The sequence below is a fragment of the Streptomyces sp. NPDC037100 genome, from assembly GCF_055606225.1.
Map to the genome: position 1 here is coordinate 203,476 of NZ_JBVJSX010000011.1, position 24,849 is coordinate 228,324.

Annotated in this window: 24 protein-coding genes; 16 read left to right on the forward strand and 8 right to left on the reverse strand. The window is 72.8% G+C overall.

Going from position 1 to position 24,849, the window contains the following annotated elements; translation table 11 throughout:
• Positions 1 to 329 precede the first annotated feature (329 nt).
• The 5 genes from ACZ7EG_RS31270 (at position 330) to ACZ7EG_RS31290 (ending at position 4,955) form a co-directional block, all read left to right on the forward strand.
• Entirely contained in the window at positions 330 to 1,970 is a 1,641-nt protein-coding gene (locus ACZ7EG_RS31270) for a sensor histidine kinase (protein WP_471086179.1), read from the forward strand.
• Entirely contained in the window at positions 1,967 to 2,374 is a 408-nt protein-coding gene (locus ACZ7EG_RS31275; RefSeq protein ID WP_471086181.1) for a roadblock/LC7 domain-containing protein, read from the forward strand. The genes ACZ7EG_RS31270 and ACZ7EG_RS31275 overlap by 4 nt, the downstream gene beginning before the upstream one ends.
• Positions 2,371 to 2,769, forward strand: a complete 399-nt coding sequence (locus ACZ7EG_RS31280) for a DUF742 domain-containing protein (RefSeq protein WP_471086184.1) — start codon at positions 2,371 to 2,373, stop codon at positions 2,767 to 2,769. Before ACZ7EG_RS31275 ends, ACZ7EG_RS31280 begins: the two co-directional genes overlap by 4 nt.
• Positions 2,750 to 3,370, forward strand: coding sequence for a GTP-binding protein (locus ACZ7EG_RS31285; RefSeq protein ID WP_234848474.1), 621 nt, complete (start codon positions 2,750 to 2,752; stop codon positions 3,368 to 3,370). The genes ACZ7EG_RS31280 and ACZ7EG_RS31285 overlap by 20 nt, the downstream gene beginning before the upstream one ends.
• A gap of 67 nt (positions 3,371 to 3,437) precedes the next feature.
• On the forward strand, positions 3,438 to 4,955 hold the full coding sequence (locus tag ACZ7EG_RS31290) for a cytochrome P450 (RefSeq protein WP_471086187.1): 1,518 nt from the start codon (positions 3,438 to 3,440) through the stop codon (positions 4,953 to 4,955).
• On the opposite strand, the gene ACZ7EG_RS31295 is transcribed toward ACZ7EG_RS31290, so the two are convergent.
• A complete protein-coding gene (locus tag ACZ7EG_RS31295; protein ID WP_471086190.1) occupies positions 4,949 to 5,950 on the reverse strand; it encodes a pseudouridine synthase in 1,002 nt (333 codons plus the stop codon). The two genes, ACZ7EG_RS31290 and ACZ7EG_RS31295, sit on opposite strands and share 7 nt — an antisense overlap.
• Positions 5,951 to 6,029: 79 nt before the next feature.
• On the opposite strand from ACZ7EG_RS31295, the gene ACZ7EG_RS31300 reads away from it, so the two are divergent.
• A complete protein-coding gene (locus tag ACZ7EG_RS31300) occupies positions 6,030 to 6,611 on the forward strand; it encodes a GNAT family N-acetyltransferase (RefSeq protein WP_471086193.1) in 582 nt (193 codons plus the stop codon).
• Between the two features lie 42 nt (positions 6,612 to 6,653).
• Here ACZ7EG_RS31300 and ACZ7EG_RS31305 read toward each other — a convergent pair whose 3' ends face one another.
• Both ACZ7EG_RS31305 and ACZ7EG_RS31310 read right to left on the reverse strand, forming a co-directional pair.
• Positions 6,654 to 7,496 (reverse strand): siderophore-interacting protein, encoded by an 843-nt coding sequence (locus ACZ7EG_RS31305; RefSeq protein ID WP_471086197.1) that lies wholly within the window; start codon positions 7,494 to 7,496, stop codon positions 6,654 to 6,656.
• A 113-nt stretch (positions 7,497 to 7,609) separates the two neighbouring features.
• The gene (locus ACZ7EG_RS31310) at positions 7,610 to 8,539 is read right to left on the reverse strand and encodes a 5'-3' exonuclease (RefSeq protein ID WP_471086498.1); all 930 of its coding nucleotides are present in this window, start codon (positions 8,537 to 8,539) and stop codon (positions 7,610 to 7,612) included.
• 36 nt (positions 8,540 to 8,575) lie between these two features.
• Here ACZ7EG_RS31310 and ACZ7EG_RS31315 point away from each other — a divergent pair, with 36 nt between their 5' ends.
• The 3 genes from ACZ7EG_RS31315 (at position 8,576) to ACZ7EG_RS31325 (ending at position 10,339) form a co-directional block, all read left to right on the forward strand.
• Positions 8,576 to 8,722 carry a hypothetical protein gene (locus ACZ7EG_RS31315; RefSeq protein ID WP_471086200.1) on the forward strand — a complete coding sequence of 49 codons (147 nt, stop codon included), beginning with the start codon at positions 8,576 to 8,578 and terminating at the stop codon, positions 8,720 to 8,722.
• 331 nt (positions 8,723 to 9,053) lie between these two features.
• Positions 9,054 to 9,623, forward strand: a complete 570-nt coding sequence (locus tag ACZ7EG_RS31320; protein WP_471086202.1) for a helix-turn-helix domain-containing protein — start codon at positions 9,054 to 9,056, stop codon at positions 9,621 to 9,623.
• On the forward strand, positions 9,620 to 10,339 hold the full coding sequence (locus ACZ7EG_RS31325; protein ID WP_471086205.1) for a helical backbone metal receptor: 720 nt from the start codon (positions 9,620 to 9,622) through the stop codon (positions 10,337 to 10,339). Before ACZ7EG_RS31320 ends, ACZ7EG_RS31325 begins: the two co-directional genes overlap by 4 nt.
• Here the strand turns inward: ACZ7EG_RS31325 and ACZ7EG_RS31330 are convergent.
• A complete protein-coding gene (locus ACZ7EG_RS31330) occupies positions 10,251 to 11,402 on the reverse strand; it encodes a TDT family transporter (RefSeq protein ID WP_471086208.1) in 1,152 nt (383 codons plus the stop codon). The genes ACZ7EG_RS31325 and ACZ7EG_RS31330 overlap by 89 nt on opposite strands.
• Positions 11,403 to 11,472: 70 nt before the next feature.
• Between ACZ7EG_RS31330 and ACZ7EG_RS31335 the strand changes: the two genes are divergently transcribed.
• Complete coding sequence (locus tag ACZ7EG_RS31335) at positions 11,473 to 12,402, forward strand: LysR family transcriptional regulator (protein WP_471086211.1); 930 nt, start codon at positions 11,473 to 11,475, stop codon at positions 12,400 to 12,402.
• Positions 12,403 to 12,636: 234 nt separating this feature from the next.
• On the opposite strand, the gene ACZ7EG_RS31340 is transcribed toward ACZ7EG_RS31335, so the two are convergent.
• From ACZ7EG_RS31340 to ACZ7EG_RS31350, 3 genes are all read right to left on the reverse strand, one after another.
• Entirely contained in the window at positions 12,637 to 13,311 is a 675-nt protein-coding gene (locus tag ACZ7EG_RS31340) for a gamma-glutamyl-gamma-aminobutyrate hydrolase family protein (protein ID WP_471086501.1), read from the reverse strand.
• A 37-nt stretch (positions 13,312 to 13,348) separates the two neighbouring features.
• Positions 13,349 to 14,794 carry an ethanolamine permease gene (gene eat / locus ACZ7EG_RS31345; protein ID WP_471086214.1) on the reverse strand — a complete coding sequence of 482 codons (1,446 nt, stop codon included), beginning with the start codon at positions 14,792 to 14,794 and terminating at the stop codon, positions 13,349 to 13,351.
• Positions 14,795 to 14,945: 151 nt separating this feature from the next.
• Positions 14,946 to 15,683: a FadR/GntR family transcriptional regulator gene (locus ACZ7EG_RS31350; RefSeq protein WP_471086218.1), complete on the reverse strand. Its 738-nt coding sequence runs from the start codon at positions 15,681 to 15,683 to the stop codon at positions 14,946 to 14,948.
• A 98-nt stretch (positions 15,684 to 15,781) separates the two neighbouring features.
• On the opposite strand from ACZ7EG_RS31350, the gene ACZ7EG_RS31355 reads away from it, so the two are divergent.
• From ACZ7EG_RS31355 to ACZ7EG_RS31370, 4 genes are read left to right on the forward strand one after another with little or no spacing between them, the layout of a single operon-like run.
• On the forward strand, positions 15,782 to 17,146 hold the full coding sequence (locus ACZ7EG_RS31355) for a glutamine synthetase family protein (protein WP_471086221.1): 1,365 nt from the start codon (positions 15,782 to 15,784) through the stop codon (positions 17,144 to 17,146).
• Positions 17,147 to 17,154: 8 nt separating this feature from the next.
• A complete protein-coding gene (locus ACZ7EG_RS31360) occupies positions 17,155 to 18,528 on the forward strand; it encodes an aldehyde dehydrogenase family protein (protein WP_471086224.1) in 1,374 nt (457 codons plus the stop codon).
• Positions 18,525 to 19,310 (forward strand): 3-oxoacyl-ACP reductase, encoded by a 786-nt coding sequence (locus ACZ7EG_RS31365; protein ID WP_471086227.1) that lies wholly within the window; start codon positions 18,525 to 18,527, stop codon positions 19,308 to 19,310. The genes ACZ7EG_RS31360 and ACZ7EG_RS31365 overlap by 4 nt, the downstream gene beginning before the upstream one ends.
• Before the next feature lie 48 nt (positions 19,311 to 19,358).
• A complete protein-coding gene (locus tag ACZ7EG_RS31370; protein ID WP_471086504.1) occupies positions 19,359 to 20,258 on the forward strand; it encodes a DUF2510 domain-containing protein in 900 nt (299 codons plus the stop codon).
• A 3-nt stretch (positions 20,259 to 20,261) separates the two neighbouring features.
• On the opposite strand, the gene ACZ7EG_RS31375 is transcribed toward ACZ7EG_RS31370, so the two are convergent.
• Entirely contained in the window at positions 20,262 to 21,464 is a 1,203-nt protein-coding gene (locus tag ACZ7EG_RS31375) for an amino acid deaminase/aldolase (protein ID WP_471086230.1), read from the reverse strand.
• Between the two features lie 1,242 nt (positions 21,465 to 22,706).
• On the opposite strand from ACZ7EG_RS31375, the gene ACZ7EG_RS31380 reads away from it, so the two are divergent.
• Positions 22,707 to 23,627 carry a hypothetical protein gene (locus ACZ7EG_RS31380; protein WP_471086233.1) on the forward strand — a complete coding sequence of 307 codons (921 nt, stop codon included), beginning with the start codon at positions 22,707 to 22,709 and terminating at the stop codon, positions 23,625 to 23,627.
• Positions 23,624 to 24,832: a type VII secretion-associated serine protease mycosin gene (mycP, locus tag ACZ7EG_RS31385; RefSeq protein ID WP_471086236.1), complete on the forward strand. Its 1,209-nt coding sequence runs from the start codon at positions 23,624 to 23,626 to the stop codon at positions 24,830 to 24,832. Before ACZ7EG_RS31380 ends, mycP begins: the two co-directional genes overlap by 4 nt.
• Positions 24,833 to 24,849 lie beyond the last annotated feature (17 nt).

A 24,849-nucleotide genomic window follows, 5' to 3' on the forward strand; every position in this document is an offset into this window, starting at 1 on the left:
CCCCGCGCCCCCAGGAAAGACGTCGTGCTGAGGCCCATTCACCCGTCACGGTGAGTGGGCTTTCGTATGCCTGTACGTCGTCACGCAACGCATTCGAACGATGTCGCAGCGTGTAAACGACCGAGCGTACTATCCCTTCGCGTCCGGTTTCCGGCAGTTGCTGAATATGACACAGCGATGATCCGGTCGGACTAAGCTCGCCCGCAGCGCACCGGCATGAGATGAATTCGTGCGCTTGTTCCCGAATGTGTGGAAGATCCCGAGTTCTTCATGACATACCCCCCTGAAAGTCCCCCCGAACCTCAGTCGACTCCTGTCAGAAGGCCCACATGGTGAGTGTTCAATCCCCGCCCGGTCGTCGTGAACTCCCCTACGCGCGCGTGCTGTTGCTTCCGGCCATAGTCATGGCCGCGGCGACCGGAGCCGCCGTCGCGCTGGTGACGGAGCCGGCCCGGGGCGCCGTCGGCTGGTGCGGCGGCATCGCCACCGCGCTGGTGCTCGCGACGGCGGCCGAGGCGGTGCGCCGCGGCCGTGCGCTGCGCAACCAGCGCGCCGAGCACGCCCGGTACAGCGCACATCTGGAACAGCGGATCGCCGCCCACGAGAACGAGCTGGTCCGCTTCTCGAGGGAGATCATCCCCGCGGCGCTCGACCTGCTGCGGACCGGAGAATCCCCCAGGGGGGTGATCCGCAAGCTCGGCCTCGTCGACCCGGCGTTCCGTGACCTCCCCGCCCCGCAGGCGGAGACGCTGCTGAGAGTGCTCAAGATCGTCGACTACGAAGTGACGATGCGCGACGCCGCCGCGCGCTCCTTCGTCAGTGTCGCCCGCCGCGTCCAGGCGATCATCCACCAGCAGGCCGAGGAACTCCGGGAGATGGAGGAGGACCACGGCCGTAACCCCGAGGTCTTCGACGACCTGCTGCGCATCGACCACGGCAACGCCCTGATCGGCCGCCTGGCCGACTCCGTCTCCGTCCTCGGAGGCGGTCGCCCCGGTCGCCAGTGGCCCGCGCCGGTGTCCCTGTACAGCACCCTGCGCGGCGCCATGTCCCGCATCCTCGAGTACCGCCGCATCCAGCTGTCCTCCATCGCCAAGATCAGCGTCAAGGGCATCTACGTCGAGCCGGTCATCCACGCCGCCGCCGAGCTCCTCGACAACGCCACGCGCTACTCGCCGCCCCAGACCAAGGTGCACGTCACCGCCACCGAGGTGCAGACGGGCGTCTGCATCGAGATCGAGGACGGCGGTGTCAACCTCAACGAGGAGGCACGCGCCCGGATCGAGGGCATGCTGGAGGCCGCCAAGGCGGGCGTCGACCTGCAGGACATCGGTGAGCACCCACGCCTCGGCCTGGCCGTCGTGGGCCGTCTGTGCACGGCGTACAACATGCAGGTCTCGCTGCGCGCCTCCGCGTACGGCGGCGTCCGCGCCATCCTCATCGTGCCGAGCGAGATGATCACCCACGAGCCCGGTGTCGGCCTCGCCCACGGCATCGGCGCCACCGGTATCCCCATGACGGTCGGCATCCCCGAGGGCCCCAAGCGCGCGCCCAAGAGGCGACGCCCCACCAGCCCGAAGATCCCCGCCACGGTCTCCCTGGAGGACGACGACGTCCCCGAGGTCACCGAGTGGACGGCGAACGGCCTGCCGCAGCGCCGCAGCAAGGTGAAGATGCCGCTCGCCGAGCGCCTCGCCCAGCAGGCCGCCAACGAGAAGGCCGACCGGGAGGCAGCCGAACGGGGCGAGTACAACCCCTGGGCGACACCGGAGCCCGAGCCCAAGTCATGGCACGACATGTCGTCCCCCGACGCCCCCGGCAAAGGCCTCGAAGCCTTCTGGGAGGGACTCAAGCAGGGCATCGAACCCGGCACCCACCCGACCGACTTCATCCGGAACCCGCACAAGTACCTGCACCTGATCAACGACCCGGCCCCCACCGAGGCCGATGACGAGGGGGACCTCAAGTGATTCAGCAGCGCGGCAACTTCGACTGGATGCTCAAGCAACTCGCCGACGGGGTGCCAGGCATCGAGATGATCGTGGTGCTCTCGGCCGACGGTCTGCGCATCGCCCGTTACGGCGGCGAGCCGGACGCGGCCGACCGGGTGGCCGCCGCCTGTGCCGGCCTGCAGTCCCTCGCGGGCAGCATCTGCCAGGAACTCACCGTGGGCGAAGGCGAGATGAAGCTCGTCATGATCGAGATCGACCGCGGCTACTTCTACCTGATGGACGCGGGCGCCAACGCCTTCCTCGCGGTGCTCTCCGACGTGCGGTGCGAACCCGGCCGGATGAGCGCCATGATGCGCGACCTGGTCGTGCGGATCGGTGGTCACCTCACCAGTCCGCCCCGGCGGAACGGGCAGATCGTATGACGCCTCCGCAACGCCAGAGGCGCGACCTCGTCCCGGAGCCGCCCACGCCACAGGCGGGCGAGGACAAACCCGGGAACCCCGAGCGGATGTACGTGGTGGCCGGCCCGGACGGTGAACGGGCCGAGCTCGACCTGGTGACGTTGATCGTGGCGCGTGCCACGGACCCGCCGCCCTCCGCCTCCCCCGAGCAGGCGGCGCTGCTCCGACTCTGCGCCGCCCCCCTGTCCGTGGCCGAGCTGTCGGCCTACCTCCGTCTGCCGTTCAGCGCGATGGGCGTACTGCTCACCGAGCTGCTGACGGCGGAACTGGTGCAGGCGCGCGCCCCGATCGTCCGCAAGGCGCGCTCCGACCGTTCCCTCCTCGAAGCGGTGATGAATGGACTTCAACGGCTCTGACACCATCCCGGGCCCCCGGGCCGAGGACCAGCTGCCCCACACGGCACAGGCCGCGGCCAAGATCGTGATCGTGGGTGGCTTCGGCGTCGGCAAGACGACCATGGTCGGCTCCGTCAGCGAGATCACACCGCTGACCACCGAGGAGACCATGACGCAGGCCGGCATCGGTGTCGACGACAACTTCGGCTCCGCGTCCAAGACGGCCACCACCGTCGCCATGGACTTCGGGCGGATCAGCATCACCGAGCAGCTCGTGCTGTACCTCTTCGGCACGCCCGGCCAGCAGCGCTTCTGGTTCCTGTGGAACGGGCTGTTCGAGGGTGCGCTCGGCGCGGTGGTGCTGGTCGACACCCGGCGGCTGGAGGTCAGCTTCGACGTCATGGGGCGCCTGGAGGAGCGCGGTGTGCCGTTCGTGGTCGCCGTCAACTCCTTCCCCGACGCCCCCCGTTACGCCATCGAGGAGCTGCGTGCCGCCCTCGACCTCACGCCGGACATCCCGATCATGGAGTGCGACGCGCGGCGCCGGGCCTCCAGCCGCGACGTGCTGATGACCCTCATGCGCTTCCTGCACTCGCTCGCCATGACCGGCTCCCGCGCCTGACCCGTGTCACCCATCCCCACACCTCCCCCCAGACACCTGGAACCACCTCAGTTTCGGAGCGATCACTGTGACGCCTGAATCCCACGCCCCGACCAGTACGGACGACCTCCCTCCCGGCCCGCCCCCCGGCTGCCCCGCGCACGGCCTCGGGCCCGGGGGACTGCACCGGCTGCACGAGGCGGAGGACCTGGGAGCGCTGTACGAGCAACTGCGGGACCAGCACGGTCCCGTGGCGCCCGTGCTGCTCCACGACGACGTGCCGATGTGGATCGTCCTCGGCCACGCCGAGAACCTGCACATGGTGCGCTCGCCCTCGCAGTTCTGCCGGGACAGCCGTATCTGGACTCCGCTCAGGGAGGGCCTCGTCAAGCCCGACCACCCGCTGATGCCGCACATCGCCTGGCAGCCCATCGCCTCGCACGCCGAGGGCGACGAGCACAAGCGGCTGCGCGGCGCGGTCATGGGCGCCATCTCCACCATCGACTTCCGCAGCCTGCGCCGCTACATCAACCGCAGCACCCAGGTGATCGTCAACCGGTTCTGCGAGGCGGGTGAGGCGGACCTCGTCAGCCAGTTCACCGAGCACCTGCCGATGGCGGTGATGTGCGAGATCCTCGGCATGCCGGACGAGTACAACGACCGGCTCGTCGAGGCCGCCCGCGACGCCCTCAAGGGCACCGACACCTCGCTCGCCAGCCACTCCTACGTCATGGACGCCCTGACCCGGCTCACCGCCACCCGCCGCGCCCGGCCGGAGGACGACCTCGCCAGCTACCTGATCACACACCCGGCCCGGCTGAGCGACGACGAGGTCAGGGAGCACCTGCGCCTGGTGCTCTTCGCCGCCTACGAGGCCACCACCAACCTGCTGTCCAACGTGTTGCTCACGGTGCTCATCGACCCGCGCTTCCGGGCCCAGCTCAACGGCGGCCAGATGACGGTGCCGGAGGCGGTGGAGCAGTCCCTGTGGAACGAGCCGCCGTTCAGCACGGTCTTCGCGTACTTCGCCAAGCAGGAGACCGAGCTGGGCGGGCAGCGCATCCGCCGGGGCGACGGGCTGCTCTTCGCGCCGCTGCCGGCCAACGTCGACCCGCGGGTGCGGCCGGACCTGAAGGCCAGCATGCAGGGTAACCGTTCCCACCTCGCCTTCGGCGGCGGCCCGCACGAGTGCCCCGGTCAGGACATCGGCCGCTCCATCGCCGACGTGGGTGTCGACGCGCTGCTGATGCGGCTGCCGGACGTGGAACTCGACTGTGCCGAGGAGGAGTTGAGCTGGACGGCGTCGATCGCCTCCCGGCACCTGGTGGAGCTGCCGGTGCAGTTCGCGCCCAGGCCGCCGCAGGACGTGCAGGAGGTGCCGAACCACAAGCCGGTCGCCGCGCAGCGCTCGGACTGGCAGATCGGCATCGCACAGCCCCCGGCCGCCGCACCGGCCGTGGCGCAGTCGCAGCCGGTCACAGCGCAGCCCCAGCCGGCCCAGGTCCAGCCCCAGCCGGTGCCCGTGCCTCCGCAGCCGGCCGGCACGGGAGCGCCCCGCCGCAGGGGCGTCTGGCAGCGGTTCCTGAGCTGGTGGCGCGGCTACTGACCGTCTGACGGGCCGTCGTGCGACCCGGCGGCCCACCAGTCGTACGACGCCCAGGCCGCGAGCGTGCGGCCGCTGCGGAACCGGTGCTCCTCGCCCGTGACCGGGTCGGTGAACTCCAGGGCCCGTGCCAGCAGTTGCAGCGGCCGGCGGAAGTCGCCGGCCGGTACGGGGGCGGTCACCTCCGGGTAGAGCGGGTCGCCGAGGATCGGCACGCCCAGCGCGGTCATGTGGACGCGCAGCTGGTGCGTCTGTCCGGTGGCGGGCGCGAGCCGGTACAGGCCGAGCCCACCGGGGCCGCTCTGCCCGCCGGGCCGGTCGCGATGCTCCACGAGCCCGACACGGCTCACGGCGTTGGGCTCGCCCGGGACCTCCCGGGCGGTGAGTACTCCGCGCTCTTTCACGATCCGGCTGCGAACGGTCCGGGGCAGGGCGAGGCCGGCGTCGAAGGGGGCGACGGCCTCGTACTCCTTGCGGACCCGGCGGTCACGGAACAGCGTCTGGTACGCGCCGCGTTCCTCGGGGCGCACGGTGAACAGCACGAGTCCCGCGGTGAGCCGGTCCAGCCGGTGCGCGGCGCTGAGCGCCGGGAGGTCCAGCTCGCGGCGGAGCCGGGCCAGTGCGGTCTCGGCGACGTGGCCGCCGCGCGGGGTGGTGGCGAGGAAGTGGGGCTTGTCGGCGACGACGATGTGCTCGTCCCGGTGCACGACCTCCACCGGGAAGGGCACCGGCACCTCGTCGGGCAGGTCCCGGTGGAACCACACGAACATCCCGGGCTCGAAGGGGGCGTCCGCCGTGACGGGCCGTCCGTCCGCCCCGACGATCCGGCCCGCGTCGAACATGCCGTCGACGACTCCGGCGCCCGCCCCGGAGAGCCGCTCCACCAGGTGCTCGCGCACGGTGCCCCAGGTCCCGCCGGCGGGCAGCCGCACCCGCACGGGGTCCACGCCCCGGCGCTGCGGCAGGGGAGAGGGCGGGATGCGGGTCTTGCGTCTCATCGCGGCCCAGCGTACGAGGCCGGTGCTGCGGGGCGGAAAACCGTTGAGACCTTCCGCGGGTGCTTGCCAGGATGCGGGCATGCCGTTTCTCATCAGCCCTGTCCTGGCCGCCGGGGCCCTCGCGGGCCGCCACCAACCGACTCTCCCCGCCGACGGGGGACTCGTCCTGCGCCCCTGGCGGGAGGAGGACGCGCCCGCGGTGTACGCGGTCTTCCAGGACCCGTTGATGCACCAGTGGCACGCCCGGTCCGCCGACTCCGTGGCGGAGGTGGGCGACTGGATCCGCACATGGCATCGGGCGTGGGAGGGGGAGCGGGAGGCGCACTGGGCTGTGACCGACGCGGAGTCCGGCGTGCTGCTGGGCCGGGTGGCGCTGCGCGAGCTCCGGCTCGACGACGGGACGGCGGAGGTGGCGTACTGGACCGTTCCGGAGGCCCGGGGCCGGGGCGTGGCCGCCCGCGCCACCAACGCGCTCACCCACTGGGCCTTCGACGAGACCGGCTTCCACCGCCTGGAGCTCCTGCACTCCGTGCGCAACGAGGCGTCCTGCCGCGTCGCCGCCAGGACCGGCTTCGGCCTGGAGGGCACCAAGCGCAGTGCGATCATGCAGCCGGACGGATGGCACGACATGCATCTGCACGCCCGGGTGCGGGGGGACTGAGGCGGCGTCCGCGCCCTTGCGACCTGGTGGGCCGAGCCGGCCTCAGGCCGCCGACACGTTCTCCTGCTCCGCCTCGACCCGGGCGTTCCACTCGCGCTTCGAGGCCTGCCAGCCGTCCTCGTTGTGGCCGCGGCGCCAGTAGCCGGAGATCGAGAGGTCCTCGCGCGGGATGTGGCGCTCGACGCGGAGCAGATGGCGCAGCTGCTTGACGAAGTGCGCCTCGCCGTGCACGAAGGCGTGCACACGGCCCTCGGGGAACTCCAGGTCCCGCACGGCGTCGACCAGAGCCTCGCCGCGGGGCCGGACCCCGCGGTGCAGCCAGACGACCTCCACGTCCGCATCGATCTTCTGCTCCTCCTCGGGGCCGGAGATCTCCACGAAGGCGTAGGCCCGGGCGCCGCGCGGCAGCGCCTCCAGGGCGCAGGCGATCGCGGGCAGCGCGCTCTCGTCCCCCACGAGCAGATGCCAGTCGGCGCCGAGGTCGGGTGTGTACGCCCCACCGGGTCCCATGAAGCGCACAGTCTCGCCCGGCCGGACCCGCACGGCCCACGGACCGGCCAGGCCCTCGTCACCGTGGATGACGAAGTCCAGCGTCAGTTCGCGGTGCTCGGCGTCCCAGTGGCGGACCGTGTAGGTCCGGGTCACCGGCCACTGCTCGCGCGGCAGCTCGGCACGCACGCGTTCCAGGTCGAAGGGTTCCGGATACGTGACGCCCACCGGCGGGAACAGCAGCTTCACGTAATGGTCGGTGCACGTGCCGGCCGCGAAGTCGGCGAGGCCCTCGCCGCCGAGCACCACGCGCTGCATGTGCGGGGTCAGCCGCTCGGTGCGGACGACCTGCGCGGAGTGGATTCTGCGCGGCTGGCGTCCCGGTCGCTCTGCCATGAGGGCCTCCCTCGTCTCACATAGTTAGGGTTACCTAAGTTAGCACCTTGTTCCCACTTCACACCTCTCGTGCAGGGACACGTCGTTCTCTTTGCGAATTTTTGTCCGATGGATCAGATCGCGAGCGTCGTCAGCAGTCGCTCCAGGGACCCGCCCAGTCCCCAGCGGGCCGCCAGCGCCTGAAGGGCCGCCGGATCGCGCGGTGCGCGCGGCAGCGCCGTGGTGACGTCCGGCAGGGGGACGTCACCCGCGACCCGGACCACCTTCGGAGCGACCGCGAGGTACGGACGCGCCTCGTCGAGCCGCCTGCGCTGCGTCGGCGTCAGCCTCGACCCCCGGTCCTCGATCGCCGCCATGATCCCGGCCAGGTCCCCGTACTCGGCCAGCAGCTTGGCGGCCGTCTTCTCACCGATGCCCGGCACGCCCGGCAGGCCGTCGCTGGGGTCGCCGCGCAGCAGGGCCAGATCCGCGTACCCGCTGCCGTCGACCCCATACTTCTCACGCAGCACCGCCTCATCGGTGTGCTGCAGCGTGCCCACGCCCTTCAGCGGGTACAGCACGCGCACCCCGCGTGCGTCGTCCACCAGCTGGTACAGGTCGCGGTCGCCCGTCACGATGTCGACCGGGCCCTTCGCCCGGGCGGTGAACGTGCCGATCACGTCGTCCGCCTCGTACCCGGCGACGCCCACGCGCGCGATGCCCACCGCGTCCAGCACCGCCTCGATCACCGGCACCTGCGGCGACAGTGTGTCGGGCACCTCCTCCTCGTCCGGGCCGACCGCGTGCTCCTCGGCGACGCGGTGGGCCTTGTAGGACGGGATCAGCTCCACCCGCCACTGCGGCCGCCAGTCGGCGTCCATGCACGCCACCAGGTGGTCCGGCCGGTGGTCCTTGACCAGGCGGTCGATGAAGTCGAGCAGTCCGCGCACGGCGTTCACCGGCGTGCCGTCCGGGGCCCGGACGGAGTCCGGGACGCCGAAGTAGGCGCGGAAGTACAGGGAAGCGGTGTCGAGGAGCATCAGTCGTCCGGTCACGCCCCGCATCATGCCGTACGTCACCGACAGACACTCGCCCCGAATGTGACGCGCCCCACTTGTGCGTTCGCCGGCTGGGAGGAGTCCTGGCCCGACGAACTCCCCGGCGGCATGCAGCCGCGCGTGGAAGAGGCCGTGGCGGACTGGCTCCAGAAGCACCCGGACATGGTGCGGAGGATGACTCCGCAGTAGGGTTCCGGGGTGGGACGCACGACACGCCGCGTCCCGCCCCGGCCCCGGTCCCACGAGCGGGATCCGGACAACCACAGAGCGCTACGTCACCCCCTGAACCCCCTTTCTCCGCCTGTTCCCCCAGCGGGCGGGCCACCTGCCCGTCCCCTTCGGCGGCGGATCGCCTGGCGTGAAGTGTGAGGTGCCGCGCTGTCCCGTATGACAGCGATGTGACGGCCGCCTGAAACGGTTTGCCGAACATGCGTAGGGTGCAGACAACTCAACAGAAGCAGTGCGCCGGGACACCGCCGCACGGGGAGCGGATCGACGGGCGAAGGAGGGAGCCGGAGCGATGGGCGACCACAAAGAGCAACCCCTTCGGGTGGGCGCGGCCGTGCGCCGGCGGCGCCGCGCCCTGGAGCTCACCCTCGCCGTCGTGGCCGCGCGCAGCGGCCTGTCGGTCCCGTTCCTGAGCCAGATCGAGAACGACCGGGCACGCCCCAGCACCAGCTCCCTGGAGAAGGTCGCCGACGCCCTGCGCACCACCGCCGTGGAGCTCCTCGCCGCGGCCGACCCCGCGTGCAGTGTGGACGTCGTCCGTGGCGACGGCACCGAGCCGCAGGCCCTGCCCCGTTCCCGCTCCCTGGTCCGCGGCCACCACCAGATGCACGCCTCCGAGTTCACCGGCGACCATGACGCCGGCCGTGAATTCCAGTACCGCAACGACCAGTTGATGTACGTCGCCGACGGCGCGGTGGAGATCGAGGCGGAGGGCCGCGCCTACCGCCTGGGCCGTGGCGACACGCTGTATCTGACCGGCGGGGTACGGCATCGCTGGCGGGCGGCGGAGTCGGACACCCGGGTGATCGTCGTCGCCGTGGCGGAGCACATCGAGGCGGTCCGGGACCGGCCACGCCGGTGAGGGTCGTCTCGCTGGTCCCCTCGCTGACCGAGGCCGTGGCCCGGTCCGCGCCGGGAACCCTGGCCGGCGCCACCGACTGGTGCACACACCCCCCGGACCTGGACGTCGTACGCGTCGGCGGCACCAAGAACCCGAAGACCGACCGGATCCTCTCCCTCGCGCCCGATCTGGTGATCGCCAACGAGGAGGAGAACCGCGCACCCGACCTGGCGGCTCTGCGCGCCGCGGGCGTCGAGGTCCTGGTGACGGAGATCCGCGACGTGCCGCAGGCCTTCCGGGAACTGGCCCGGGTGCTGGACGCGTGCCAGGTGGCGTCCCGCCCGCGCTGGCTGGACGACGCGGAGGAGACCTGGGCGGCCCTGCCGGAGCCCCGGACGCGGCTGACGGCCGTCGTTCCGATCTGGCGTCGCCCGTGGATGGTCCTCGGCCGTGACACCTTCGCGGGGGACGTCCTCGCCCGCCTCGGCGTGGACCACGTGCACGCGACGCACCCGGACCGCTACCCGCGCGTCCCGCTGGAGGAACTGCGCGCAGTGGCACCCGACGTGGTGGTGCTGCCGGACGAGCCGTACCGTTTCACCGCGCACGACGGCCCCGAGGCCTTCCCCGGCCTGCCCTGCGCGCTCGTCAGCGGACGGCACCTGACGTGGTACGGGCCGTCACTGGCCGAGGCGCCGCGGGTACTGGAGCGGGCGCTGGGAGCAGCTCGCCCCTGAGCAGCCCGCGCACGGTGCCCACGACGGCCGTGCCCCACGCCGCGACGAGTACCGCGTACAGCAGCGCCGCCGGACCCGCGTAGGCGACGAGCCCGGTGTGCCGGCCCAGCGCCTCGGTCGCCGTGACACAGGTCCCGACCGGGAAGGTGAACGACCACCAGGTCATCGAGAACCGCATCCCGTGCCGCCGGGCGCGCAGCACATGCGCGGCGGCCAGGCAGGCCCACAGCAGCGCGAACCCCATCACGGGCACGCCGTAGAGCACGGCGAGGACGCCGAATCCCTCGCTGTACGGCTCCGGTACGACCCCGGGCGCGACGTCCGCGAAGGCGCCGACGGCGGTGGTGGACTGCCCGAGCGGGCCGAGCACCAGGAACAGGGTCGGGGTGAGGGCGAGGGGCAGCGGCCCGCCGGTGAGCGTCCGGGCGAAGACCAGCGGCAGCATGACCAGGGTCGCGAGCAGACTGAGCCCGAACAGCGCGAAGCAGACGAGGAGCAGCGTCTCCCGGGCCTGACCGGGCGGCAGATGCGGCACCAGCTGCGGCCCGACGGCGGCCGACACCATGGGCGCGACGAGCGGCAGCAGCCAGACAGGCGTGGCCTGCCCCGGTTCGACCCGATGGCGTACGGCCATCAAGTACGGCACCGCGACAGCCGCGGCGAGACCGATCAGCGTGCCCGCGGTGAACAGCACCGAGTCGAGCGTGACGGCCGCCCGCAGGCCGATCCAGTCCCGGCCGACGGCGAGGGCACCGCCGCCTACGGCCAGCAGGGCCATGGCGAGGCAGCCGTAGAAGGGTGCCGTCGCCGGGTCGAGGAGGTGGGTGCGGGCTTGGTCCCGGTGCCGGGCCCAGTGCACGGCCCGGCCCGTGAGCAGGGCCAGGAGCAGCAGGAGGGAGAGGGCCCACACCCCGGTGAGCGCGCCGCGCAGCCCCGGGAGGTGTGGTGCGAGGGCGGCCCCGGCGGTGGCGACGACGGCGGTGCCCATCACGGTGGCGTACCAGTTGGGTCCGAGATGACGGACGGAGAGCGGGTACACGAGGGGCGGGACTGCGCTGACCATGACTCCACGATGGTTACGCGCACGGCGCACCACCAGGGACCATGCCTCTATGGCGACATAAGCTGGGTTTATGAGCAACGCGGATGAGCAGGCCGGGCCGGGAGTCACCGGGCCCCTGGCGCACCGGGTGCCGGATCTGGGCGCCCTGGAGCTGCTGCTGGCGGTGGCACGGCTCGGCAGCCTCGGTGGGGCGGCGCGGGAACTCGGCATCACGCAGCCCGCGGCCAGCAGCCGGATCCGGTCGATGGAGCGGCAGCTCGGCGTGGCGCTGGTCGACCGCTCGCCTCGCGGGTCCCGGCTCACGGACGCCGGGGCCCTGGTGACGGACTGGGCGCGGCGGATCGTGGAGGCGGCGGAGGCGTTCGACGTGGGGGCGCAGGCGCTGCGCGTCCGCCGCGACTCGCGGCTGCGGGTGGCCGCGAGTATGACGATCGCGGAGTATCTGCTGCCCGGCTGGCTGCTCGCGCTGCGCGCGCAGCGGCCCGACACGGCGGTGTCGCTGCACGCGGGGAACTCGACGGTGGTGGCGGAGCGACTGCTGTCGGACGAGGCGGATCTGGGGTTCGTGGAGGGGCTGTCGGTGCCGGCCGGACTCGACTGCACGGTGATCGCCCATGACCGGCTGATAGTGGTGACCGCGCCGGGGCACGCGTGGGCCCGGCGGCGGGGCGCCCTGCAGGCGTCGGAGCTGGCCGCGACGCCGCTGATCCTCCGCGAGAAGGGCTCGGGGACGCGGCAGGTCCTGGACGCGGCGCTGGGCGGGCTGGCGCGGCCGCTGATCGAGTTGTCCTCCACGACGGCGGTCAAGGCGGCGGCGGTGAGCGGTGCGGGCCCGGCGGTGCTGAGCGAACTGGCGGTGGGGGAGGAGCTGGCGATGCGACGACTGGTGCCGGTGCCGGTGGAGGGGGTCGCTCTGGCACGGGACCTGAGGGCGGTGTGGCCGACGGGGCATCGCCCCACCGGGCCGGCACGGGACCTGCTGTCGCTGACGCGGGGTTAGTCTCTCGCCCCCGCCGCCCTCACCCTGCCCGTCCCCGGGAGCGCTGCCCCTTCGACCCCGCCGAAGGCCGCGCCCCGGGCCCCCGCTTCGGCCTGAACGGCCTCGTCCTCGAACACCGGACGGGCTGGATCTGCCTCTGCGGTCCGCAAGCGCGAGCACCCGGGCCTCTTGGCCGACCGATTCGGGTCGTGGGTGGGCACAGGCCGGGGGTCCGGGGGCGGAGCCCCCTGGGGTTCAGCCCCGTCTTGCCGCCTCCACCAACGCCCCCATCACCCGCACGTCCTCTCCCATCTCCGGATGCCACTGCACCCCCAGCACCCAGGCGGCCGACGGCAGTTCCACCGCCTCCACCGTGCCGTCCGCCGCGTACGCCGACGGGACGAGGCCCTCGCCCAGACGATCCACGGCCTGATGGTGGTACGTCGGCACGAAGGTCTCCTCCGGCACCACCCCGGCGTACAGACTCCCCGGCACCGGCTTCACCGCATGCCCGCCGAAGACGCCCACGACCTCCGCGTGCCCCTCGATGTGCTGCAGCAGCGTCCCCCCGAGAGCGACGTTCAGCAGCTGCATGCCACGGCAGATCCCCAGCAGCGGCAGCCCCGCCGCCAGCGCGGCCTCGATCAGCGCCAGCTCCCACGCGTCCCGCTCAGGCGCCGGCGGGCCCGTCCGCGGCTCGCGCTCGGCCCCGTACCGCACCGGTTCCACATCCGGACCGCCCGCGATGACCAGCCCGTCCAGCCGGGCCACCGCAGCCGCGGCGTGCCGGGGGTCGTCCGGCGGCAGCATCGCGGCCAGGCCGCCCGCCCGCTGCACCAGCCGGGGGTAGCCGACCGGCAGCAGCGCGGCCTCCAGCTCCCACACGCCCCAGCGCGCACCGGACTCCAGGTAGGTGCTGACACCGATCAACGGCCTGGTCACGACAACTCCCTCACGCTCGGACGATTCAGTCCCTCGCCAACTCTGCCTCGGCGGCCGCCAGCGCCGCGAACTCCTCCTCCGGCGCCTTCGCCACCAGGTGCTTGCGGCTGTACAGGCCGAAGTAGGCGACGGCCACGGCGTACACCAGCAGGGCGATCAGCGCCGCCGTCACGTCCACCAGGAACGTCGCCACCAGCGCGGCGCACGCCAGCACCAGGGCGACCGACGACGTCAGCACCCCGCCCGGCGTGCGGTACGGCCGCTCCAGCTCCGGCTCCCTGCGGCGGAGCACGATGTGCGACAGGGACATCAGCGCATAGGAGATGGTCGCCCCGAAGACGGCGATGTTCAGCATCCGCGCGCCGTTGCCGGAGGCCGCCGCCAGCAGGAAACCGATCGTGCCGGGCACCAGCAGGCCCAGGTACGGCGCCTTGCGGCGGCTGGTGAGCGACAGGAACCGGGGCAGATATCCCGCTCGGGACAGGGCGAACAGCTGGCGCGAGCCCGCGTAGATCAGGGAGAAGAACGACGCCACCAGGCCCGCGAGGCCCGCGTAGTTCACGATGCGGCTGAGGGTCGTCGCCTCGCCGTTCGGCTGGAGCGCCTCGACCAGCGGGTTGCCCGCGCCCTGGATCGCGTCGGAGCCGCGTGCCCCGGCCGCCGCGAAGAACGTGACCACGGCCAGCACCACCAGGATGCCCATCGACCAGCGGATCGCCTTCGGCAGCGTCCGGGCCGGGTCCTTGGTCTCCTCGGCGGCCAGCGGCACGCCCTCGACACCGAGGAAGAACCACATGCCGAAGGGGAACGCGGCCCAGATGCCCAGCAGGCCGAACGGCAGCCAGGAGCTCGACCCCGCGGCGGACGCATCGACGGGGATGTCGTCCAGAGACGCGAAGGAGAAGTCGGGCAGCGCCGCCAGCGCGAACACGATCAGGGCCACCACGGCGATGCCGGTGACGACGAAGCTGAAGCGCAGCGCCTCGCCGACGCCCCACAGGTGGATACCGAGGAAGATCACGAAGCAGACCAGGTACACCGGCCAGCCGGACTCCAGGCCGAACAGCCCGAGCGACTCGACGTAGTCACCGATGAAGATGACGATGGCGGCGGGCGCGAGGACGTACTCGATCAGGATCGCCGTGCCGGTCAGGAAGCCGCCCCAGGGGCCGAGCGCCCGCCGGGCGAAGCCGTAGCCGCCGCCCGCCGTGGGCAGGATCGAGGACAGCTCGGCGAGGGCGAAGACCATGCACGCGTACATCGCGCCCATGAGCACCATGGCGATCGCCAGGCCCCCGAAGCCGCCCTCGGCCAGGCCGAAGTTCCAGCCCGAGTAGTCGCCGGAGACGACGTAGGCGACGCCGAGGCCGGTCAGCAGCACCCAGCCGGCGCTGCCGCGGCGCAGCGCTCTGCGCTCCAGATAGTCGTCGCCCTCCGGGGCGGCGGGTGTGACGGTGGGTTCCTGGGACATGGGCAGACTCCCGAAGGGACGGCGGCGGTCACGGGATCGAGCGGGTTCCGAGCCAATGGAATGGAGCCATACCTTTGCGGGCCGACCAGGGGATGGCAATACCCGTGCGTTAATCGCCCGTAAATCCTCACGGGTGACCACACCGCCCGGCTCAGCCGAGGAAGCCCCTCAGCAGCGCCGCCGTGCCCCCGCAGTGCTCGCGCATGATTTCCCGCGCCTGGTCGGCCTCGCCCTCGATCACCGCTTCCACCAGGGCGGTGTGCTGCCGCTGGGAGTGCTCCAGGTTGCGCACCAGCAGCGGGATGCAGTCGAGCAGGTCGTTGACCGTCGCACGGACGGCCGCGTACTGGGCGGTGAGCGTCGGGGAGCCGGACAGCTCGGCGAGCGTGAGGTGCAGCAGCGTGTCCAGGCGGCGGTACTCGGCGAGCGGCGCGTCGTGCGTGCGCGCCAGTGCCTCGCGGAGCCGGTCCGCCTGCTTCTCGTCCAGCCCGTGCGCCGCGCACAGTCCGGCCGCGCCCACCTCCAGCACCTCCCGGAAGCGCAGCACGTCCTCGATGTCGACCTCCGCGACCCGGCGCCGCAGCTCGTCCTCGCCGACGGCGTCGGCGCGCGGCAGCACGAACGTGCCGCCGTACCGGCCGCGCCGCGACTCGACCAGGCCCTGGTCCTGGAGCACCTTCAGCACCTCGCGCAGCGTCACCCGGCTGATCCCCAGCCGCTCCGCCAGCTCCCGTTCGGCCGGCAGCCGCTCGCCCCCCGGCACCAGACCCAGCCGCACGACCTGCAAAATCTGCTCCAGCGCCTCCTCGAAGCCGTTGCCCGCGCGCACCGGCCGCAGCACCGGCGTCAGCCCGTCCCGCACCTCGCCGCCCCCAGCTTCCTCCGGCATGTGGCCGTACCCCCTTCCCAAGCAATGGTTCTCGGCAATACCTTATGGCTCCCGGCGGATCCAAGGCAGCGGATCCAAGGAGCCTAGGAGGCCTTCCCGTGGCAGACCGCACACCCCCGCTGAGCGTCGAGGAGCTGCACACCCTCGTCGCCGGCGGTGAGATCGACACTGTCGTCCTGGCCTTCCCCGACATGCAAGGGCGGCTCCAGGGAAAGCGGTTCGCCGCACGTTTCTTCCTCGACGAGGTCCTGGCGCACGGCACCGAGGGCTGCAACTACCTGCTCGCCGTCGACACCGAGATGAACACCGTCGACGGCTACGCGATGTCCTCCTGGGACCGCGGCTACGGCGACTTCGCCATGCACCCGGACCTCACCACCCTGCGCCGCGTCCCCTGGAACGCGGGCACGGCCATGCTCCACGCCGACCTCGCCTGGAGCGACGGCTCCCCGGTCGTCGCGGCCCCGCGCCAGATCCTGCGCCGCCAGCTGGAGCGCCTGGCCGAACTCGGCTACACCGCCCAGGTCGGCACCGAGCTGGAGTTCATCGTCTTCAAGGACACCTACGAACAGGCCTGGGACGCCGGCTACAAGGGCCTGACCCCCGCCAACCAGTACAACATCGACTACTCCGTCCTCGGTACCGGCCGCATCGAGCCGCTGCTGCGCCGGATCCGCAACGAGATGGCCGGCGCCGGCCTCACCGTCGAGTCCGCCAAGGGCGAGTGCAACCCCGGCCAGCACGAGATCGCCTTCCGCTACGACGAGGCCCTGGTCACCTGCGACCAGCACTCCGTCTACAAGACCGGCGCCAAGGAGATCGCCGCCCAGGAGGGCATGTCGATCACCTTCATGGCCAAGTACAACGAGCGCGAGGGCAACTCCTGCCACATCCACCTCTCGCTCGCGGACGCGGACGGCACCAACGCCATGGCCGGCGACCTCGAAGGCGGCATGTCCGAGGTCATGCGCCACTTCCTCGCCGGCCAGCTCGCCGCCCTGCGCGACTTCTCCCTCCTCTACGCCCCCAACATCAACTCCTACAAGCGGTTCCAGCCCGGCTCCTTCGCCCCGACCGCCGTCGCCTGGGGCCAGGACAACCGCACCTGCGCGCTGCGCGTGGTCGGCCACGGCCGCTCGCTGCGCTTCGAGAACCGCCTGCCTGGCGGCGACGTCAACCCCTACCTCGCCGTCGCCGGACTGGTCGCGGCCGGACTGCACGGCATCGAACAGAAGCTGGAGCTGCCCGAACCCTGCCCCGGCAACGCCTACGCCGCCGACCTGGACCACGTCCCCACCACCCTGCGCGAGGCCGCCGAGCTCTGGGAGAACAGCCCCATCGCCAAGGCCGCCTTCGGCGACGAGGTCGTCGCGCACTACCGCAACATGGCGCGCGTCGAACTGGACGCCTACGACGCCGCGGTGACCGACTGGGAGCTGCGCCGCTCCTTCGAACGCATGTGAGGTCCTTCGTGTCTTCCGAGCACCTTCTGGAAGTACTGAACCCCGCCACCGAGGAGGTCGTCGCCGCCGTCGCCGGGGCGAGCCCGGCCGACGTCGACGCGGCCGTCACCCACGCCGCCAGGGCACAGCGGATCTGGGCCGCCCTGGCCCCCGCGGACCGCGCCCGGCTGTTGCGCCGCTTCGCGGCCACCGTCGACCAGCACCTGGAAGAGCTGGCCCGCCTGGAGGTCCGGGAGGCCGGCCACCTCATCGGCAACGCCCGCTGGGAGGCCGGCAACGTCCGGGACCTGCTGGACTACGCGGCCGGGGGAGTGGAGCGGCTCACCGGCCGGCAGATCCCGGTGCCCGGCGGCCTGAACGTCACGATCCTCGAACCGCTCGGCGTCGTCGGCGTGATCGCGCCCTGGAACTTCCCCATGCCGATCGCCGCCTGGGGCACCGCACCCGCCCTCGCGGCCGGCAACGCCGTCCTCCTCAAGCCCGCCGAGACCACCCCGCTCACCGCGCTGCGCCTGGCCGAACTCGCCCTGGAGGCCGGGCTCCCGGAGCATCTCTTCCAGGTCCTGCCGGGACGCGGCGACATCACGGGCGACGCCCTGGTGCGCCACCCCGGAGTCGCCAAGATCGTCTTCACCGGCTCCACCCGGACCGGGACCCGCGTCGCGGCCCTCGGCGCCGAACAGGCCAAGCCCGTCACCCTCGAACTCGGCGGCAAGAGCCCCAACATCGTCTTCGCCGACGCCGACCTGAAGACCGCAGTCGACCCCTTCTCCTTCCTCGACAACTCCGGCCAGGACTGCTGCGCCCGCACCCGCGTCCTGGTCCAGGAGTCCGTCTACGACGAGGTTCGCGAACTGCTCGCCGACGCCCTGTCCGCCGTGGTGGTGGGCGACCCGGCCGACGAGAAGACCCAGATGGGCCCGCTGATCTCCCGGCAGCAGCTCGACCGGGTCCGCAGCTTCGTGCCCGACACCGCCCCGGCCCTGCGCGGCAGCGCACCCGAGGGCCCGGGCTTCTGGTACCCGCCGACCGTCCTGACCGGCGAGAGCCCGGACTCGGCGGCGGCCCGCGAGGAGATCTTCGGCCCCGTCGCAGTCCTCCTGCCCTTCACCGACGAGCAGGACGCGATCCGGCTGGCCAACGACACCCCCTACGGCCTCTCCGGCTCCATCTGGACCCGGGACGTCGGCCGAGCCCTGCGCGTCTCCCAGGGCGTCCGCGCCGGCAACCTGTCCGTCAACTCCCACGCCAGCGTCCGCTACTGGACCCCGTTCGGCGGCTACAAGCAGTCCGGGGTAGGCCGCGAGCTCGGCCCCGACGCCCTGGCCGCCTTCACCGAAACCAAGAACGTCTTCATCAGCACGGAGGGCCCCGCACAGTGACTGCCCAGGACAACATCTGCCGCCGCCTGGTCGGCCGTACCGCCGTCGTCACCGGAGCCGGCAGCGGCATCGGCCTCGCCGCCGCCCGCCGCCTCGCCTCCGAGGGAGCGCACGTCGTCTGCGGCGACGTCGACGAGGTCCGCGGCAAGGCCGCCGCCGAGGAGACCGGCGGCATCTTCGTGAAGGTGGACGTCACCGACCCCGAGCAGGTGGAGGCCCTCTTCAAGACGGCCCACGACACTTACGGCAGCGTCGACATCGCCTTCAACAACGCCGGCATCTCCCCGCCCGACGACGACTCCATCCTGGAGACCGGCCTGGAGGCCTGGAAGCGCGTCCAGGAGGTCAACCTCACCTCCGTCTACCTGTGCTGCAAGGCAGCCATCCCCTACATGCAGCGCCAGGGCCGGGGCTCGATCATCAACACCGCCTCCTTCGTCGCCAGGATGGGCGCGGCCACGTCCCAGATCTCGTACACGGCCTCCAAGGGCGGCGTTCTCGCCATGTCCCGTGAGCTGGGCGTGCAGTTCGCCCGGGAGGGGATCCGCGTGAACGCCCTGTGCCCCGGCCCGGTCAACACCCCGCTCCTGCAGGAGCTGTTCGCCAAGGACCCGGAGCGCGCCGCGCGCCGCCTGGTGCACATCCCGCTGGGCCGGTTCGCCGAGGCCGAGGAGATCGCCGCCGCGGTCGCCTTCCTGGCCAGCGACGACTCCTCCTTCGTGAACGCCACCGACTTCCTGGTCGACGGCGGGATCGCCGGGGCGTACGTCACACCCCTGTAGGCGCGTGTCCGGAGCGGCCGGGTCGCGCCCTACAGTGCCGGGATGAGCATGACGCCGCCGCCCGGCTGGTATCCCGACCCGCACGCCCCGCACCAGCAGCGCTGGTGGGACGGCACGGCCTGGACCGAGCACCGCCGTGCGCCCGAGGCTCCCGCCGCCCCGCCGCCGGGCGACGGCCAGGGCCGGACGAAGGTGGTCGCCCTGACCGCCGTCGGAGCCGTCCTGCTCGCGGCGATCGTCACCGGAGCCGTCGCCCTCGGCGGGGGCGACGGCTCCGGCACGGAGACCAGGACGTCGCCCTCGTCCCCACCCCGTGCCACGGCCGACCCGCCGGAGCCCACCCGCGAGGCGTCCCCGTCGGAGCCGGCCGCCGACGACCCCGAGCTCGTCGAGGATCAGCTCAACGGCATCACGTTCCCGCTGCTCGACGGCTGGGTCCGCCCGCAGTACGTCGCCCAGGACGACGTCGTCATGACGACCGACGGCACCTACGACTGCCCCGGCGGCGTGGGCCTGTGCCGCCACGGCATGGTCTTCTCCCGCACGGTGACCGAGAACGACGAGAAGTCCCCCAGGATCCTGGCCGAGGCGGACATCCCCGAGGCGGCGGACGAGGCCTACGATCGCGACACGCTCGGCCGCGAGCTCCACGGCGGCATGGAGTCGCACCAGCTCGTGAAATCCGGGCCCGTCGCGGTGGCGGGCCGCGCCGGGTACCTCGTGCGCTGGCGCGTCAAGACCGCCAAGGGGCCCGGCGGCTACGTCCAGTCGCTGGTCTTCCCCTCCAGCGTCGGCACCGAGTCGCCGGTCCTCGTCCGGTACGTCTTCGACGCCGGCGAGGCCGGCCCGCCGCTCGCCGACATGGACCGCATCACCAAGGGCATCCGCCCCTTCGGCGACGCGGACACCGGCGGCGGCGTGGGCAGCAGCATCGGCCCGGCCGGCTGACGCCTACAGGAACGTGTGGCCCTCGCCGCGATAGGTCGGCACCGTCGCGGTCACCGTCTCGCCCTCGATCAGGTGCAGCCGGTCGAACCGCTCGCACAGCTCACCCGCCTTCGCGTGCCGGAACCACACCTTGTCGCCGATCAGCAGATCGTCGGCGGGCGAGCCGAGCAGCGGCGTCTGCACCTCACCGGCGCCCTCCTGCGGGTCGTAGCGCAGCCCCTCGGGCAGATACGGCACCGGCGACCGGTCGGCACCGGCCGCACCCGAGGCGGGATACCCACCGCCCAGGACCGTCACGACGCCCACGCCGGGCCGCCGTACGACGGGCTGGGCGAAGAGGGCAGACGGACGGCCGCTGAACGACGTGTAGTTGTCGAACAAGCGCGGCACGTACAGTCCCGAGCCGGCGGCGATCTCGGTCACCGCGTCCTCGGCCGCGGTGTGCTGCACCGAGCCGGTGCCGCCGCCGTTGACGAACTCCAGACCCGGCACGACGGCCCGCACCGCGCGCACCACCTCCGCACGCCGTTCGGCGAGTTCGCGCTTGGCGGCGGCCTGCATCAGCCGGATCGCACGGGACCGCAGCGGACGCCCGGCCAGCGAGTCGCCGACTCCGGCGACATGCCCCTCGTAGGCCATGATCCCCACGACCTCGAAGCCGGGCCGCCGGGCCACCGCCCGCGCCACCTCGGCGACCTCGGCGGGGGAGTGCAGCGGCGAACGCCGGGCCCCGACCCGCACCCGCCCGCCGAGCAGCTTCAGGGAGGTGTCCAACTCCAGGCACACCCGCACCACTTCACGCCCGCCACCCCGCGAGGCGTCGATCAGATCCAGCTGGGCGACGTCGTCCACCATGACGGTCACGGCGGCGGCCAGCTTGGGATCACCGGCCAGTTCGGCGTACCCGGCACGGTCGGCGGACGGGTACGCGAGCAGCACGTCGTCGAACCCCGAGCGGGCCAGCCACAGCGACTCGGCGAGGGTGAACGACATGATCCCCGCGAAGCCGTCGCGGGCCAGGACGCGCTCCAGCAGCGCCCGGCAGCGCACGGACTTGCTGGCTACCCGGACGGGCTTGCCCCCGGCGCGGCGCACCAGGTCGGCGGCGTTGGCGTCGAAGGCTTCGAGGTCCACGATCGCGAGAGGGGCGTCGAGATGGGCGGTGGCCCGGTCGTAACGGGCCCGGTCGGAGGCGCGCGCAGTCATGAACGCAGCCTGCCAGACCCGATTACCGCAGGGTAGGGGGACGTTCCGGGCAGATGCCTCGCCCTGGTGGACTGGTTCCCGTTCGCCCAGGAACAAGCCGTAGAGTGACGCGCACGTACGGCGGATGACGCCGGCCGGGGATCCGCGCCGGGATGACACTCCCTCCGTACGGGTAGATGTGCCCGGGACGACTGTGTGCCGGGCACCGGGCAGGACGACACCGGCCCGCGGGAGACGAGCGGCCCGGGCATGCGGAAACGGGGGGGCATGAGCACGGAAGCGCAACGCGCCTCTTTCCCCCCACGCCCCACAACCCCACCCCGCCCGTCACACCCCCCGGCCGCGCCGGAGGACTCGGCGACGGACTCGCCGAAGGATCCGCCGAAGGGCGAGCGGGAGGCCCCGGGCAGGTTCTCCGATCCCGCCACGGGGACGGAAGCGACCTCTTCCGGGGGCGGGGCAGGGGCGAAACCGTCCGACGGCGGCCGCCCGCGCTTCCCACGCCTCGGCACCCCGGTCTTCGGTGCCACCACACTCCAGCGCACCGGGTCGGCCTCACCGCCCCCGCCCCGCGCCTCCACACGCTTCCCGGACCAGCCGCCGAGCGTCGGCCGCGAGGAACGCCCCGAATCCCGAGCACCTCAGCCGCCGTCGCGGCCGCGTCACCTCCCCACGCCGGACTCCTCCCACCGGGCAGCAGGTTCGGGCGTTCAGGACGGGATGTCGTCGCGGTCTTCCGGTCGGGCTGGGGGTTCGGGCGTTCAGGACGGGATGTCGTCGCGGTCTTCCGGTCGGGCTGGGGGTTCGGGCGTTCAGGACGGGATGTCGTCGCGGTCTTCCGGTCGGGCTGGGGGTCCGGGTGTTCAGGACGGGACCTCGTCCCAGTCCTCCGGCCGGCCCTTCCGCCTCTCCGCGCCCGGCCGTCCGGACGTTGCTGCCGGCGCGCCCCAGGAGACGACCGGCCGGCCGTTCCGCCTGCCCCCGCCCCGTCGGCCCGACGCCTCCGGCGACCACGCGTCCGAGACGACCGCACGCCTGCGCCCCGTCCCCGCGGACACCGCACCGGACGAGCCCGCCGCACCCTTCGGCCGTCCTGCCGCACAGAGGACGACGGCAGCCCGCCCCGGATCCGCCGCGCGCCCCACCACCCCGCCGCGCCCCAGCACCCCGCCGCGCCCCGCACACGAGCCGCCGGCACCGGCCGGATCCGGCACCGGTGCCACCGCCGGGCGGGACCTGCGCGTGCCCCCGGCGCCCACCCAGCGGCCCGCCCACTCCGAACCACCACGCCACAACCCCACCCCCGTCTCTCCCGACCCCGCGCTTTCCTGGAGTGCCACGCGCCCGGTGGTGTCCTTCGGTGAGCCCGAGGGCTACGACGGCGACGCACGGCCCCGGCCGCTCGGCCGGCGCGGAGCGTCCCGGGCCGCCGCGGCCGCCGCCTGCCTCGTGCTCGGACTGGGCCTCATCTCGGGAGCGGTCACCGGCAGCTGGCTCGTCGGGGGCTCCGGCGACGAGGGCTCACCCAACTCCTTCGCCGCGGCCCAGAATCTCTGGCACAGCGTCCCGGTCGACCAGCTCTTCCCGCCCACCGTGCAGGGCCGGGGCGCCGGCCCCGGCGGAGCCGACCGCACCTGGACCCGGATCGCCGTCGCCCCGGACAGCGGATGCAAGGACGCCTTCGATCCGCTGCTGCGCAAGGCCCTCGCCCCCGTCGGCTGCGAGCGCCTGCTGCGCGCCACCTACACCGACGCGACCGAGAGCTACGTGACCACCGTCGGCCTGCTCTTCACCACAGCCGACGCCCCCGGCATGACCGCCCTCGCGAACCGTTTCCGCAAGGAACGTCTGGACCGCCGCGGCGACCTGATGCCCCTGCCGTACGCCGCGCAGGGCACGCCCGCCGCCGGCTTCGGCGCCCGGCAGCGTGCCTCCTGGACCGTCTCCGTGCTCACCGAGGCCCCCGTCGTCGTCTACGCCGTCTCCGGCTGGGCCGACGGCCGTACCGTCGACGACCCGCAGCCCGCAGGGGACGCCATGGAGGCCGACGCCACCACCGCCGCCGCCCAGGCCGGCCTCGGCAACGAGGCGCAGGGTCTCGCCGACCGCGTCGAACGCAACCTCCGCAGAGACGTCCGCTCGGCCTCGGAGCAGCCGTCGTGACCGCCGCCCACACCCCGGCCCGGACACACCCGCGCAGGCCGTCCCGTAAGGCCGCCGCCCTCGGCGCCCTGCTCACCGTCGGTCTCGTCCTCCTCCCCGCCGCCACCGCCCACGCCGACGGCATCCGCGCCCAGCAGTGGGCCCTGGAGGCCATGCACACCGAAGAGGCCTGGCAGACCACGAAGGGCCGGGGCATCACCGTCGCCGTCCTGGACACCGGCGTCGAGGCCGACCACCCCGACCTGGTCGGCAACGTCCTGCCCGGCAAGGACCTGGTCCGCTTCGGCGCCGAGCCCGGCGACCGCGCCTGGGCCCGGCACGGCACCGCCATGGCCGGGATCATCGCCGGCCACGGGCACGGCCCCGGCGACGCCGACGGCGTCATCGGCATCGCCCCCGAGGCGAAGATCCTCCCCGTCCGCGTGATCCTGGAGGACGGCGACCCCTCGCGGGCCAAGGCCCGCAGCACCCGCGGCAACGCCCTCGCCGAGGGCATCCGCTGGGCCGCCGACCACGGCGCCGACGTCATCAACCTCTCCCTCGGCGACGACTCCGCCTCCGCGCACCCCGAACCCGCCGAGGACCAGGCCATCCAGTACGCCCTGGGCAAAGGCGTGGTCGTCGTCGCCTCCGCGGGCAACGGCGGCGAGAAGGGCGACCACATCTCCTACCCGGCCGCCTACCCGGGCGTCATCGCCGTTACCGCCGTCGACCGCGCCGGAACCCGGGCTTCGTTCTCCACCCGCCGCTGGTACGCCACCGTCAGCGCCCCGGGCGTCGACGTCGTCATCGCCGACCCCGACCACAAGTACTACGAGGGCTGGGGCACCAGCGCCGCCGCCGCCTTCGTCTCCGGCGCCGCCGCCCTGGTCAAGGCGGCCCACCCCGGCCTGACCCCGGCCCAGATCAAGTCGCTCCTGGAGGACACCGCCCGCAACGCGCCGGCCGACGGCCGTGACGACTCCCGGGGTTACGGCTTCATCGACCCGGCGGCCGCCATCAAGGCGGCCGGCCGGCTCAAGCCCGAGGACCTGCAGTCCGCGTCCCACGGGGCGAAGTACTTCGGCAGCGGACCGGACGACGACGCCTCCGGCGACGGCACCGCCGCCTGGGCCGCGCCCCTCGCGGGCGGCGCCGGCGGCGTCCTGCTGGTCGTGGCGGTCGTGCTGTGGCGCGGCAGCCGTTCGAGCCGCGAGGACTTCTGAGCCGCTGCCGGGAGCGC

Coding starts and splice junctions, on each gene's coding strand:
- ACZ7EG_RS31270 (WP_471086179.1), top strand. CDS start 330: ATGGTGAGTGTTCAATCCCCGCCCGGTCGTCGTGAACTCCCCTACGCG.
- ACZ7EG_RS31280 (WP_471086184.1), top strand. CDS start 2,371: ATGACGCCTCCGCAACGCCAGAGGCGCGACCTCGTCCCGGAGCCGCCC.
- ACZ7EG_RS31285 (WP_234848474.1), top strand. CDS start 2,750: ATGGACTTCAACGGCTCTGACACCATCCCGGGCCCCCGGGCCGAGGAC.
- ACZ7EG_RS31295 (WP_471086190.1), bottom strand. CDS start 5,950: ATGAGACGCAAGACCCGCATCCCGCCCTCTCCCCTGCCGCAGCGCCGG.
- ACZ7EG_RS31300 (WP_471086193.1), top strand. CDS start 6,030: ATGCCGTTTCTCATCAGCCCTGTCCTGGCCGCCGGGGCCCTCGCGGGC.
- ACZ7EG_RS31305 (WP_471086197.1), bottom strand. CDS start 7,496: ATGGCAGAGCGACCGGGACGCCAGCCGCGCAGAATCCACTCCGCGCAG.
- ACZ7EG_RS31310 (WP_471086498.1), bottom strand. CDS start 8,539: ATGCGGGGCGTGACCGGACGACTGATGCTCCTCGACACCGCTTCCCTG.
- ACZ7EG_RS31320 (WP_471086202.1), top strand. CDS start 9,054: ATGGGCGACCACAAAGAGCAACCCCTTCGGGTGGGCGCGGCCGTGCGC.
- ACZ7EG_RS31330 (WP_471086208.1), bottom strand. CDS start 11,402: ATGGTCAGCGCAGTCCCGCCCCTCGTGTACCCGCTCTCCGTCCGTCAT.
- ACZ7EG_RS31335 (WP_471086211.1), top strand. CDS start 11,473: ATGAGCAACGCGGATGAGCAGGCCGGGCCGGGAGTCACCGGGCCCCTG.
- eat (WP_471086214.1), bottom strand. CDS start 14,794: ATGTCCCAGGAACCCACCGTCACACCCGCCGCCCCGGAGGGCGACGAC.
- ACZ7EG_RS31350 (WP_471086218.1), bottom strand. CDS start 15,683: ATGCCGGAGGAAGCTGGGGGCGGCGAGGTGCGGGACGGGCTGACGCCG.
- ACZ7EG_RS31370 (WP_471086504.1), top strand. CDS start 19,359: ATGACGCCGCCGCCCGGCTGGTATCCCGACCCGCACGCCCCGCACCAG.
- ACZ7EG_RS31375 (WP_471086230.1), bottom strand. CDS start 21,464: ATGACTGCGCGCGCCTCCGACCGGGCCCGTTACGACCGGGCCACCGCC.